Annotated in this window: 10 protein-coding genes and 2 tRNA genes; 7 read left to right on the top strand and 5 right to left on the bottom strand. The window is 57.3% G+C overall.

Features of this window, described 5'->3' with window-relative positions; genetic code table 11:
* Window positions 1-62 precede the first annotated feature (62 nt).
* From ADN01_RS11295 to ADN01_RS11285, 3 genes are read left to right on the top strand one after another with little or no spacing between them, the layout of a single operon-like run.
* A complete protein-coding gene (locus ADN01_RS11295) occupies window positions 63-485 on the top strand; it encodes an ArsR/SmtB family transcription factor (protein WP_075071137.1) in 423 nt (140 codons plus the stop codon).
* Between the two features lie 13 nt (window positions 486-498).
* Window positions 499-1,587, top strand: coding sequence for an ACR3 family arsenite efflux transporter (gene arsB / locus ADN01_RS11290; RefSeq protein ID WP_062417704.1), 1,089 nt, complete (start codon window positions 499-501; stop codon window positions 1,585-1,587).
* A 52-nt stretch (window positions 1,588-1,639) separates the two neighbouring features.
* On the top strand, window positions 1,640-2,893 hold the full coding sequence (locus tag ADN01_RS11285) for an SPASM domain-containing protein (protein WP_160318418.1): 1,254 nt from the start codon (window positions 1,640-1,642) through the stop codon (window positions 2,891-2,893).
* A gap of 89 nt (window positions 2,894-2,982) precedes the next feature.
* Here the strand turns inward: ADN01_RS11285 and ADN01_RS11280 are convergent.
* Window positions 2,983-3,054 (bottom strand) — tRNA-Lys (locus ADN01_RS11280).
* Window positions 3,055-3,165: 111 nt separating this feature from the next.
* On the opposite strand from ADN01_RS11280, the gene ADN01_RS11275 reads away from it, so the two are divergent.
* From ADN01_RS11275 to avd, 4 genes are all read left to right on the top strand, one after another.
* A tRNA-Glu gene (locus ADN01_RS11275) sits at window positions 3,166-3,238 on the top strand.
* A gap of 1,133 nt (window positions 3,239-4,371) precedes the next feature.
* Window positions 4,372-6,930 carry a P-loop NTPase fold protein gene (locus ADN01_RS11270; RefSeq protein ID WP_062417706.1) on the top strand — a complete coding sequence of 853 codons (2,559 nt, stop codon included), beginning with the start codon at window positions 4,372-4,374 and terminating at the stop codon, window positions 6,928-6,930.
* A 130-nt stretch (window positions 6,931-7,060) separates the two neighbouring features.
* Window positions 7,061-8,116 carry a reverse transcriptase domain-containing protein gene (locus tag ADN01_RS11265; protein WP_062417707.1) on the top strand — a complete coding sequence of 352 codons (1,056 nt, stop codon included), beginning with the start codon at window positions 7,061-7,063 and terminating at the stop codon, window positions 8,114-8,116.
* Complete coding sequence (gene avd, locus ADN01_RS11260; RefSeq protein WP_062417708.1) at window positions 8,113-8,460, top strand: diversity-generating retroelement protein Avd; 348 nt, start codon at window positions 8,113-8,115, stop codon at window positions 8,458-8,460. Before ADN01_RS11265 ends, avd begins: the two co-directional genes overlap by 4 nt.
* Before the next feature lie 335 nt (window positions 8,461-8,795).
* On the opposite strand, the gene ADN01_RS11255 is transcribed toward avd, so the two are convergent.
* From ADN01_RS11255 to ADN01_RS19650, 4 genes are all read right to left on the bottom strand, one after another.
* Complete coding sequence (locus tag ADN01_RS11255) at window positions 8,796-9,755, bottom strand: NAD-dependent epimerase/dehydratase family protein (RefSeq protein WP_062417709.1); 960 nt, start codon at window positions 9,753-9,755, stop codon at window positions 8,796-8,798.
* A gap of 2 nt (window positions 9,756-9,757) precedes the next feature.
* Window positions 9,758-10,456 carry a TetR/AcrR family transcriptional regulator gene (locus tag ADN01_RS11250; RefSeq protein WP_062417710.1) on the bottom strand — a complete coding sequence of 233 codons (699 nt, stop codon included), beginning with the start codon at window positions 10,454-10,456 and terminating at the stop codon, window positions 9,758-9,760.
* 146 nt (window positions 10,457-10,602) lie between these two features.
* The gene (locus tag ADN01_RS11245) at window positions 10,603-11,814 is read right to left on the bottom strand and encodes a response regulator (protein ID WP_062417711.1); all 1,212 of its coding nucleotides are present in this window, start codon (window positions 11,812-11,814) and stop codon (window positions 10,603-10,605) included.
* 59 nt (window positions 11,815-11,873) lie between these two features.
* Window positions 11,874-12,581, bottom strand: a complete 708-nt coding sequence (locus ADN01_RS19650) for a family 16 glycoside hydrolase (RefSeq protein WP_082142697.1) — start codon at window positions 12,579-12,581, stop codon at window positions 11,874-11,876.
* Window positions 12,582-12,591: the final 10 nt, after the last annotated feature.

Here is a 12,591-nt window from a genome sequence, read left to right as displayed (position 1 = left end):
GCTGTTCCCCTCAAAAAAGAATTGCGCGGATCCAGCAAAGCTGATAAAATACATTCGCTAAAATGAATATATCACCGCGTTCTGACCCTGAAATTCAAATATCGAATGTACTGGCTGCTGTCAGCCAACCCGCCAGAATTCAGATTCTGATGGTGATTGCTGAACAGGAAGCCTGTGTCTGTCATTTTGAAGCCGTCCTGGGCCTCAGACAGGCCAGCATCTCGCAGCATCTGATGGTGCTGCGAAAAGTGGGCCTGGTGGGTTCGCGGCGCATGGGCAGGAACATGTTTTACCGCCTGCTGCACCCCGAAATCCTGGCTGTGATTGAGCAGACGGCGGGCTTGATCGGCGTTGACCCGCTGGAATTGGAAACCTTAAAAACGAGGCCCATGGCGAACTGCCCTTGCCCGCAGTGCAGCCCTGGCCTTGACCCTGCATTAACTTGCCGAAACCAGACGAAATCAAACCTCTTGAATCCCCGTTAAGGAGAACTCCGCAATGGAAAGCACCAGTGTAACCAAACGATTATCTTTTCTGGACCGGTATTTGACGCTGTGGATCTTTCTGGCCATGGCGGTCGGCGTTGGCCTGGGGTATCTGCTCCCCGCCGCGGTGGAAAGCTTCAACACCGCCGTGTCGGTGGGCACCACCAACATCCCCATCGCGATTGGGCTCATCCTGATGATGTACCCGCCGCTGGCCAAGGTGCATTATGATGAACTGGGCAAAGTCTTCCGCAATTGGAAGGTGCTGGGGCTGTCCCTGATCCAGAACTGGGTCATTGGGCCGATCCTGATGTTTGCGCTGGCAATCATTTTCCTGCGCGGCTACCCCGAATACATGGCCGGGCTGATTATGATTGGGCTGGCGCGCTGCATCGCCATGGTGATCGTGTGGAATGAGCTGGCGAAGGGCGACACGGATTATGCGGCCGGGTTGGTGGCCTTCAACAGCATCTTCCAGGTGTTGTTTTACAGCGTGTATGCGTATGTCTTCATCACGGTGCTGCCCACCTGGTTTGGGCTGGAAGGCATGGCCGTGCATATTACCATCGGTGAAATTGCCAAATCTGTGTTCATCTACCTGGGCATTCCGTTCATCGCCGGGTTTATCACCAATCAGGTGCTAACGCGGGTCAAGGGAAAAGATTGGTTTTACAAGGTCTTTATCCCCAAGATCAGCCCCATCACCCTGATTGCGCTGCTCTTTACCATCCTGGTCATGTTCAGCCTGAAGGGGAATCTGATCGTCAGCATCCCGCTGGATGTGGTGCGCATCGCCATTCCGCTGCTGATCTATTTTGTAGGGATGTTCCTGGTCAGTTTTGTGATGGGAAAGAGCATCGGCGCGGATTACAAGCAGACCACAACCCTGTCCTTTACGGCGGCTTCCAACAACTTTGAGCTGGCCATCGCGGTGGCTGTGGCCGTTTTTGGATTGAATTCAGGAGAAGCCTTCGCGGCGGTGATCGGCCCGCTGGTGGAAGTTCCGGTGATGATCGGGCTGGTCAATGTGGCGTTCTGGCTGCAGAAGAAATTGTACAAGGGGCAGGTCACGGCCGGGAAACCCACCTCGGATATTTGCTAGGATTTTCCAAGAGGGGCAGACCGACATAGGTTTGCCCCTCTTGATTGAACCCATGAAAAAGTCCTTCTTCTTCACCGTTCAAAAAAACGATGCTGGCCAGTATATTATTCCGCAGGAACTTGCGGAGCAGTTTGGCTTTGCGGACGGCGCGAAAATGCGTGTGGATGTTTCCGATACGGAGATTATCCTTTCTCGATCCACATTTAATCTCAACAAAATCTATGTAGAAGCGACCAACGCCTGCAATTTGGGCTGCCGGACCTGCATGCGAAACGCCTGGGATGAACCCCTGGGGCAAATGGAGTGGCGCACCTACGAGGCCGTTTTGCAGGGGGCGGCCTCGTGTTCGCCGCTCCCGCTGCTTTTCTTTGGGGGATTTGGGGAGCCCTTGGCACACCCGGAACTGATCCGCATGATTGCGGCGGCCAGGGGGCTGGGGATTGCGGTGGAGTTGATTACCAATGGGACTCTGCTGACCGAAAAGCTCATTCAGCCAATGATTGAATGCGGCGTTCAGCGCGTGTGGGTTTCCATTGACGGGGCCTCGCGCGAAAGCTACACGGATGTCCGCCTGGGTGATCAGCTCGCTTCGGTGATTCACAATGTGTCGCTGCTGAACAGCCTGCGAAAAAAACACCCATTGGGATATCCAAAAATCGGGGTGGCTTTTGTGGCCATGCGGCGCAACCTGCACGAGCTGCCGGAGGTCATCCGTTTGGGCAAGCAGCTGGGGGCCGACAGGTTTTCTGTCAGCAATGTGTATCCGCATACGCGGGAACTGGTTTCGGAAGGTTTGTATGCGCGCGCCATGCAGGACGGCAATTTGCAGTCCTCCGTGTGGTCAACCGAGATTTCTTTGCCGCGCATGGACCTGGATGCGAACGTGCTGGATGTGATCGGCAAGATCTACAATGCGCGAACCCAACTGCAGGTGGCCCGACGAACGGTGCGAACCGGCGGCGACAGCTGCCCCTTTGCGGAAAGCGGCAGTTTGGCGGTGCGCTGGGACGGCGAGGTCAGCCCTTGCCTGCCCTTGCTGCATACCCATGAAAATTATCTGTGCCAGAATCTGCGTGTGTCGCAGTCGTTTTCGTTTGGGAATGTGAACGCGCAGCCATTGCGCGCGATTTGGGAGCGGGGGGAATATCAGCAATTTCGCGAGCGGCTGCTGCAATTTGATTTTTCGCCATGCGTTTTTTGCAACAGCTGCAACATGGCCGAAGCAAACCTGGAAGATTGCTTTGGCAATTCACAGCCGGCCTGCGGAGGCTGCCTTTGGGCGCAGGGGTTCATTCAATGCCCGTAGCGGGTGAGGGGCGGGGGGATGCAACGACAATTCTCTGCTTTGTTAAATCAAAAACCTGCCGCAAGGCAGGTTTGGGGTTTGGGACTGTGTGAGCGCGGAGAGGCTCGAACTCTCAACCAATGGCTTAAAAGGCCACTGCTCTGCCATTGAGCTACGCGCCCAAACTCGACCCCGATTGTATCACGCACCGGGGGAAGCGTCAACCTTCGCGGGCAATTCGTTGACAGGAGTTATAAGGCATGATAAAATCTCACCCGCTTGAGAATGATCTGGCCCCCATCGTCTAGCGGCCCAGGACGCGGCCCTCTCAAGGCCAAAACAGGGGTTCGAGTCCCCTTGGGGGCACTACGGAAGAGCTAACCTTCATCGGTTGGCTCTTTTGATTTAATGTGCAAACCCTTCAAAACAGGGGTCCCCTCGGGGGGGATGTTTCGAGTCCCCTTGGGGGCACCAAACAAAAGTCAGCCGATACCGGTTGGCTTTTTTGTATCAAAACAGGGGCCCCCGCAGGGGGGATTCTATTCGAGTCCCCTTGGGGGCACTACGGAAGAGCCAGCCAGTTATGGTTGGCTTTTTTGTTTCAAAACAGGTGTCCCCTCGGGGGGGATGTTTCGAGTCCCCTTGGGGGCACCAAACAAAAGTCAGCCGATACCGGTTGGCTTTTTTGTTTCAAAACAGGGGTCCCCTCGGGGGGGATGTTTCGAGTCCCCTTGGGGGCACCAAACAAAAGTCAGCCGATACCGGTTGGCTTTTTGGATTCAAAACAGGGGTCCCCTCGGGGGGGATTCTATCCCCACAAGGGGGATGTTTCGAGTCCCCTTGGGGGCACCAAACAAAAGTCAGCCGATGCCGGTTGGCTTTTTTGTTTCAAAACAGGGGTCCCCTCGGGGGGGATGTTTCGAGTCCCCTTGGGGGCACTACGGAAGAGCCAGCCAGTTATGGTTGGCTTTTTTGTTTCAAAACAGGGGTCCCCACAAGGGGGATGTTTCGAGTCCCCTTGGGGGCACCAAACAAAAGTCAGCCGATACCGGTTGGCTTTTTTGTTTCAAAACAGGGGTCCCCTCGGGGGGGATTCTATCCCCACAAGGGGGATGTTTCGAGTCCCCTTGGGGGCACCAAACTAAAGCCAGCCAGTACGGTTGGCTTTTTGGATTCAAAACCGAGATGCGCGCCCCAAGGTGGGCTCCTGAAATTTCACCTTGCCTTTCCATCGCATTGTATAATCAACCTGACGGCAAACACATGGGCGGCTGGAGGGAAACATGCCTGATTGGAAGAGCTTTATCCCCTACTTTAAAGATTTCTTTGATACCCTGGCGGGCAAGTTGACCGCCATCCTGGCCTTTGCTTTATGGGGGATCCTCGCATGGAATTGAAGCTGTGAGTGTCTTTGGTTCAGAACGGCAAGATTGAGGGCATATCATGGGCATGGCGGCCCAGGTTAATACAACCGGAACGTTGAATGAAGGGGAGAGGGTATGGTCAAAAAGAGCGGGTTTATCAGCGACTACCGAGCTTCGGAAGATGGGTTGGATTTCTCGATTTTCAAACCAGCTCTGCTGAATATTTTACAAACCGCTGATACGCCCCTGACCGTGGGCGTTTTTGGAACCTGGGGAAGCGGAAAGACCACGTTGTTGAACATGCTAAAGGATGAGCTGGATAACCAGAAAAGCCCGTCCTTGAAAACAGTCTGGTTCACCGCCTGGAAATACGAACAACATGATGCCCTTTGGCGCGCCTTCATGCTGCGCGTGGTGGACAGCCTGCACCCACGGAAGGCGGACGGAACGCGTTACCAGCCAGAGGATTTTAAGGAAGACGCCGAAAAAGCCGAACGCGAAAAATTGGAGCACCTGGGCCGCCTGGAACGCAGCATTTATGAGACTGTCAATTGGCAGGATGAAGGACAGTGGAGCCTTAACACGGGTGAGCTGCTCAAACAGGGCAGCAAACTGCCGATTTGGCTGGCTTTTCATTTGACGGGCTTGGGAAGTGCGGCAAAAGACCTGGGGCTCAATCCAGATTTGGCCCAACTGCTTGAGCGCGAAGTGCGCGAACACCATTTGAACCAGTTGAATTATATGGAGCAGTTTGCTGAAGAATTTCAAAAAGCCATTCAACTGGTTTTAGGAAATGATGGGCGGCTGGTGGTTTTTGTGGATGATTTGGACCGCTGCTTGCCTGAAAAAGCCATTGAAGTGCTGGAAGCAATCAAACTCTTTTTAGACGTGCCCGGTACCGTCTTTGTTTTGGGAATGGATCGGGAGGTTGTCCGGCGCGGCATCGAAGCTCATTACGGCGCCTTACTCAAAACCAGCAGCGAAGACGAAATGCCCATCAACGGCGATGTCTATCTGCAAAAAATCATCCAAATCCCGTTCAACTTGCCGCCGCTGGACATGAAGGCTCGCGAAAAGTTCATTCAGAACCTGGAAACCGACCTCCCCGCTGATTACCATCTGGATGAAATGACCCGTGAGGCCTTTGCGCGCGGGATGTACCCCAACCCGCGTCAGGTGAAGCGCGCGTTGAACGTGTTTTTCTTGTTAAAGCAGGTGGCGCAAGAACAGGAAAAGCGAGCGTTAATTCCCAAGGATTTCCTGGCCTTTCCCTTATTGGCGAAAACGGTTCTCATCCAGAGCCAATGGCCAGAACTTTACAAGCTTTGGCGGCAATACCCCACCCTGATCCAGACCCTGGAAGACGAATACACACGCCAGCCGGTTTCGGAAGATGAGCTTTTGCGCGGCCTCAACGTTGAGGAAACGCCGGGTGAGAAGGTGCAGCCTAGTGCCGGGAATGCTGACCGTGAGGCATCCCTTCGACCTGCGCGGCGCCCGGCGGCGTCGGGACTGATGGCGCCATTTTTGAATGACCGCCAGAAGTATGCCTTGCTGGCAGAACTGCTGCGCTACCCTTTAGAAGCCGGGAAGGGGTCTCAGCGTGCCCGGTTTGGCGGCCTGACGCGAAGCGAAGTGCAAGTTTATGTGGGGTTGGTGGGCGCATTTGAGCCGGATACTGTGGACGGTGCTCCACCCCCTTTGCAGCTTTCGGAAGACTGGGCGCGTGAATTGGAAAGCGGCGACCTGGCAAAAATCCGTGAAGTGCTGGCTGCGCTGAAGGAACGAGAGCCTGACACCCAAGGCCCGCAGCATAGGATGGCGCAGAATCACTTGGTCAGCCTTGCACAAAACTCCGAATTTCCTCCAACATCCCGCGCCAATGCGGCTGACGTTGCTGACGAATTGGGTTTTGCACCGCAGGATGTTTTTGATTTTGTGGAGATCGGGACGGGTCTCACCCGATTCTCCATCGGTAAATACCCGGTGACCAACGCCCAGTATGCGCGCTTTTTGCAGCCGGAGAACTTCGCGGATCGTTCACTGTGGGAAGGCTTCCCGAAATTGGCTGAGCCCGAAGAAAATTACAAACCGATCGGCAACTGGGGCAGCCAGGCTTGGGATTGGCTGCAAGGCCAGAAAAAAGAAAACGGTGTGCTCCTCCCGCGCTACTGGCAGGACGCCCGCTTTGGGGCCCGGCGGACAAATGCCCCTGTGGTGGGAATTTCGTGGTATGAAGCCAACGCCTACTGCCGATGGCTGTGGACCCACTGGGAGAAGCTGGAAGAGGGTCAGCGCGGCCTGGCGAGGCCGGCCCAACTGCGGCTGCCGACGGAGGCGGAATGGATAGCAGCGGCAGGCGGGGACGAAAAGGGTCGTTTTGCCTTTGGTGAACTGGGCACCCCCAGTCAAGAAATTTCCCGTTACGCCAACACCAGCGAAAGCCAGATCAATCGCACCACGCCGGTGTGGATGTACCCGCAGGGCGCCAGCCCACGTGAGGTGATGGATCTGAGCGGGAACGTCTGGGAGTGGCTGGCCAATTACCGCGATAAGGATCACGATGTTTTATCCCTGCGCGGCGGCTCCTGGAACTTCAATCTAGGCCGCGCGCGGGTGTCTGTCCGCTACAACGGCAATCCTCACCTCAGGGACTACTTCATCGGCTTCCGCATTTTGGCCCTCCCCAGTTAAGGGGCTGCGTTCCGTTTTCTGTTTTCGGTGTTCTGTCCTGCTCGGTCGGTCATTGTCTGACTCTGAGCAAAGGGGTTCTTTGCCAACCCCGCGCAGCGGGGCCGCGTTAAAAAACACCATGAGGAGGCCTGTGAAAACCTATCGAAACTTGTATCCGCAGATTTGTTCGTTTGAAAACCTGTATGATGCCTGGCGAAAGGCTCGCAAAGGCAAGCGGTATCGTGAAGGAGCGGCTGCTTTTGAACGTGTTCAGGAGGAGGAGCTGTTGGCTCTGCAAGCGGAACTGCAGCATTTCACCTACCAGCCCGGTCCCTACCACAGCTTTTATATCCACGACCCCAAGAAACGATTGATTTCTGCTGCACCCTTCCGCGACCGGGTGGTGCACCATGCGCTTTGCCGGTTGATGGAACCCATCTGGGAAAACCGCTTCATCTACGACAGCTATGCCAATCGGGTCGGAAAAGGGACCCACCGTGCGCTGGACCGCACCACCCAGTTTGCCCGCCAATACCGCTATGTGCTGCAATGCGATGTGCGCCAATTTTTTGCATCTATTGATCTAGCCATTCTGCGCGCTGAGCTGGCCCGGCTCATCCCCGATGAGAACACGCTCTGGTTGTGCGACAAAATTTTGCGCAGCGGGGAGGGCGTTTTGCAGGAAGAATATGAAACGGTGTATTTCCCAGGAGACGATTTGCTGGCAGCCATCCGTCCGCGCGGGCTTCCGATCGGCAATCTTACCAGCCAATTTTGGGCGAATGTGTATCTCAATACCTTCGACCACTTCGTCAAACGCGACCTGAAATGCCCGGCCTACATCCGGTATGTGGATGATTTCCTGCTCTTTGGGGATGACATCAGTTCGCTTCTGAATTGGCGCAACGCTATCTTTGAAAAAATGGCATCCTTGCGTTTGACCCTGCATGAGAAACGCGCGCAGGTCTTTCCAACCGCTACCGGTATCCCGTTCTTGGGATTTCGAATTTACCCAGATCACCGGCGCATCAAACACCGCAAGGTCGTCCATTTTCGCCGCAAACTGCGCCGCCAGTTGGAAGAATATTCCACCGGCGGCGTTTCTATCACCCAACTCAACGCCTGCATCCAGGGCTGGATCAACCATGTGCGCTTTGGCGACACCTGGGGTCTGCGGAAGGCTGTTCTAGGAGCGATTGTATTATGAATGAATCCCCGGTTTTTACCCGCACGTACGATTTACTGCTGTGGCTGATTCCGCAGGTTCAGGGATTTCCCCGCGCGTACCGCTTCAGTTTGTCAGAGCGGATCCAGAATATTGCCCTCGATTTTCAAGACCAATTGATTGCGGCAGGCAAAAGCCGTGCCAGCCAGCGTCAAACCCATTTGCGGCAGGCGGATGTCCGTTTGGAGCAGCTGCGCTTGTGGATGCGCTTTGCGCGGGATCAGAAACTGATCTCGGTGCCGCAGTACGAGCATTTTGCCCGTATGGTGACAGAAACTGGCAATTGCCTGGGCGGCTGGATCAAAGACGAAATGGGCAGCAAGTAGCCCTTTTCTGGGCGCGGGTCAAAGGGCACGGCGGCTCCTGGAACAACAATCAAGACAACGCGCGGGTGTCTAACCGCAACAACAACAATCCTCACAACAGGAACAACAACATCGGCTTCCGCATTTTGGCCCTCCACAGGTTTGCCAAGAGATTCGCTTGCCAGCAGTGCGTCTGGGTCACGGCTCAGCGTCGAGGCAGAACTGGCTGACCTCGTGCCCGGTTCCCGAACGGCTGGGAGCCAAATACAGAAAATCCCTGCCCATTCTGGTAGCGCAGCTGAGCGCGAACGTCTGGGCAGGGGAAGATCCTTTATTGCATCTGTTTTTCTTTAACTTTAGGCTTGCCCTCTATGCGCGGCCAGGTGCTGCCGGTACCACTGCAATGTCTCGGGCACGGCGCGCGCCAGGGGGGTGGCGATATCGCCGAAGGCCTGGGTGAAGGCGCTGGCATCCACCTGGAAGGGCTTTTCAAATTCATAGGCCATCTCCACCATCTCGCGGGCGGCGGGGATGAACAGCCCGCCTAGGCCCAGCATGAATTTGCTCATCACGGTGAATTTGGGCGGCAGGCCGGCGGCTTCAAAGAACTGGGTCAGCAGTTGGCGCTGGGTGAGGGCGGGGGCGTTGGGCACGTGCCAGGCGCGTCCCAGGGCCTCGGGGCGCTCACCCAGCACGGCCAGGGCTTCGCCAAAGTCGTCAATGTAGGTGTAGGCGTGGGGCAGATCCAGCGCGCCAGTCACCTCGGCGGGCTTGCCCTGCAGCAGGGGGAGGAAGGTGCGCTCGCCCAATGCGGAGCCCAGCACGCCCGGGCCGAAGAAATCGGAGCCGCGGGCCGAGGCGGTCTGCACTTTGCCGCTGCGGTGGGCTTCCTGCAGGGCCAGGGCCATCTGGGCGCGGACTTTGCCCTTGCGGGTGCGGGCGCTGTAGGGCAGACCCTCGTGCAGGGGCTGGCCGTCGGTGTCGCCGTACATATACAGGTTCTCGGCGGCGATCAGTTTGGCGCGGTTTTCGGCCGCGCCCGCCAGGATGGCGGCCTGCAGGGGTGGGAATTGGGTCACCCATTGGTGATAGGGCGGTTGGGCGCATTGATACACCACCGCGGCCCCCTGGGTGACGGTGCGGGTGAAATCCAGGTTGTAGGCGTCGCCCGCGGCGATTTCCACTTCGGCGGGTACCCCGGCGGGGCGTTTGCCGCTGCGGTTGACCATTTTCACTTTGCGACCGCGGCGCAGCAGGGCGCGCTGCACAGCCTGGGCCAGCGGCCCGCTGCCAAAAATGACGTGAAGCTCAGACATGGTTATTCTCCATTCAATGAATATTGAATCAGCATACTGCGGATTTCCCGCTGGAAGACTTCGCCAGGGTCGGTGATGTGGGGTGGGAACTGACGACCAATTTCCAACTGCACCAGGCCGTGCACCCGGCTCCAGATGACCACGGCCAGATAAATGACCTCGCGCTCCAGGGGCAGCCCGGCGCTTTGCCAGGCGGTCAGCATGGCCTCCAGGGCGGGGGTCATGGGGGCCAGGTGGGGCCGCGGCGGATTTTGGATCGTGTAGAGGCGCTGGATGACCTGCATCAAAGACAGCAGGGCGCGGCTGGCAGCGGGGTTGGTGACGTCTTCGGGGGCGTGGTAATGGGGGATGGGGGTGCCGAAGATGAGCTGGTAGCGCTGGGGGTAGCGCAGCGCCCACTGGCGGTAATCCATCCCCAGGGCAACCAGCTGCTCCTGCGGGCTAGCGGCGCTCAGGCGGCTCAGGGCGGCCTGCTGCGAATCGGCCAGCGAGCTGAAGGCATCCACAATCAGGGCGGTGACGAGGTCGTCGCGGCTGGGGAAATAGTTGTAGATGGCCGGGGCGGTGATGTGCAGGGCGCGGGCCACGGCACGCAGGCTGAGGGCAGCGGCGCCGAACTCGGCGATCTGCGCCCAGGCGGTTTCCTGGATGGCGGCTTGCAGGTGGGGGATTTGCGCGCTGCGGCGCGGGCGTGGGGACATGCGGGGCCTCTTTAAATAAACGGTGTATATATAATAAATATACAGCGTTTATTATTCCTTGTCAAGAGGTCAATTGCCCCCATAAAAAAAAGGCCCCAGGGCGGCAGGAGCGCCAAGGGGCTGGGGTGGAAAATAGGGCAAGCGGTTTACTGCGGTCGCAGCTTGTGGAACAAATCCAGCAGGGGGGAGGCTTTTTCGGCCTTTTTGCTGGTTTCCATGCTCTTGTAGCTCAGGCGGTAGGCCAATGAGATGAGGGCCAGCCCGGCCTCCGATTTGGGCGCGGTGGCCACCAGCGGTTCACCGGTGTTGATGGCGCGCACAAAGCCGCTGCTGTCGTAGGGGATTTCGTGATAGGGGCGGTTTTTCAGCACCGAGACTATTTGCTTCACCGGCAGCAGGCGCATGGGGAAGATATTATTGATCACCAGATAGACTTTGCGCAGGTCGTAGCCCAACTGCTCAAACACATCCAGCGCGTCGCTGCAGGATTTCACCGAGGCGATATCCGGGGCCAGGGTGAGCAAAATGGCGTCGGAGCGCTCCAGCACGTTCATCACCGGCTCGTTGAGGTGGTTGCCTGCGTCCACGATGAGGTAGGGGGAGCGCACTTGCAGAAAGGGCATGACCTGATCCACCACTTTGGAGGTCACCAGCTCCGATTCAGACACGGAGGGCGGGGCGGGCATCAGGTACACCCCGGCCTCATGTTTGACCAGGAATTTTTCCAGCAGGCTGGCTTCGATATTCTCGCCGCCCAGCTCGCCCAACTCGGCCAGGGAATTCTTGGGCTTGAGGTTCATCATGGTGGCACAGTGCCCGCCCTTGAGCGCCAGATCCCAAAGACAGACATCAATGCCCCACAGCTGCGCGATGGCAATGGACAGGTTGATGGCCACCGAGGTGGTGCCCACCCCGCCGCGCTGGCTGAAGACGCTGATGGTGCGCCCCACCGATTGAACGAAGGTGGTCTCATCCGCCTGGCTGCGCGAGAGCAGGGCCTTGACGCGCAGTTCCAGCTCGGTGGGGGTGACGGATTTGTTGAGATAATCATCGGCGCCAGCTTTGAGGCCGTTCACGCGGGCTTCCACGTCGGAAACAGAGGTGAGCATGATGATGGGCACGGCGGCCAGGCTGGGCATGGCGCGGATGCTGCGCACAAAGGTAAAGCCGTCCATCTCCGGCATCATCACGTCGGTCATCACCAGATCGGGCTTCACGCCGGAGGTGTTGAGCCATTCCAGGGCCAGCACCGGATTGGCGTAGGTGGTGACGGTGTAGCCCAACCGCACCAGGATGGCTTTTAACTTAAAGAGGGTGATTTCGCTGTCTTCGACTGCTAAAATATGCGCAGATTCCATCAGAGCATCTCCAACCGGCAGGGGTGTCGTGACCGTTTGATTCTACCCGATCTGGCTTCTTAGGGAGGGGAAACGGTGAAACTGCCGAAGGTGGCTTTGGTGCCGTGCCAGGTGCGTAGGCCGGCCTTGCCGGTGGGGTAAGTGCTGTCGGTGGCGGTGAGCACCAGGGTGCCGTCAATGTAGGCTTTAAAGGTGGAACCTCGAACCTCGACCTCCACTTTGTGGGGCCCTTGCCAGTCGAACTTGCCGGGCGTGTTGACCACGGCCAGGGGCGCGCCCAGCTCCACACCGTTTTTGTCATAGCGGCGGAAGGCAAACTTATTACCCAGGCCCTTGTCCACCTGAAAGGAATAGCCGGAATAACTGGTGCCGTTGGGCGTTTGCCGGAAGAGGATGCCGTAGCCGGGTCCGCCTTCCAGAACGGCCGGGTTAACGGTGACGCGGTAATCGTCGGGCAGCTCGGCGGTGTTGATGATGCGCTGATCGCCGCCCCGCATTTCGATTTCACCGTCGTTGATGGACCAGTCGGCCTTGCCGTAGACGGTGATCCAATCGCCCATGGTGATAAATTCGTCTTCCACATAGGCGGAACAGCCCGGCGCGGTGTCGGGGGCGATCTGGCGCACGATATTGCAGTACACATCCGCCAGGCTGGTGCCGGTGAGGGAGAGGGCCAGCACCACAACCAACACAACCAGGGCGATCATCAAGGCATATTCGATCAGGCCCTGTCCTTTTTCGCTGCGCAGTGAATGGTTTTTCATCATGGCTCTCCCT

The organism is Levilinea saccharolytica (assembly GCF_001306035.1).
GTDB classification, from domain to species: domain Bacteria; phylum Chloroflexota; class Anaerolineae; order Anaerolineales; family Anaerolineaceae; genus Levilinea; species Levilinea saccharolytica.
The sequence above is the reverse complement of the archived record's forward strand: the minus strand, read 5'-3'. Positions and strand labels throughout refer to the sequence as shown.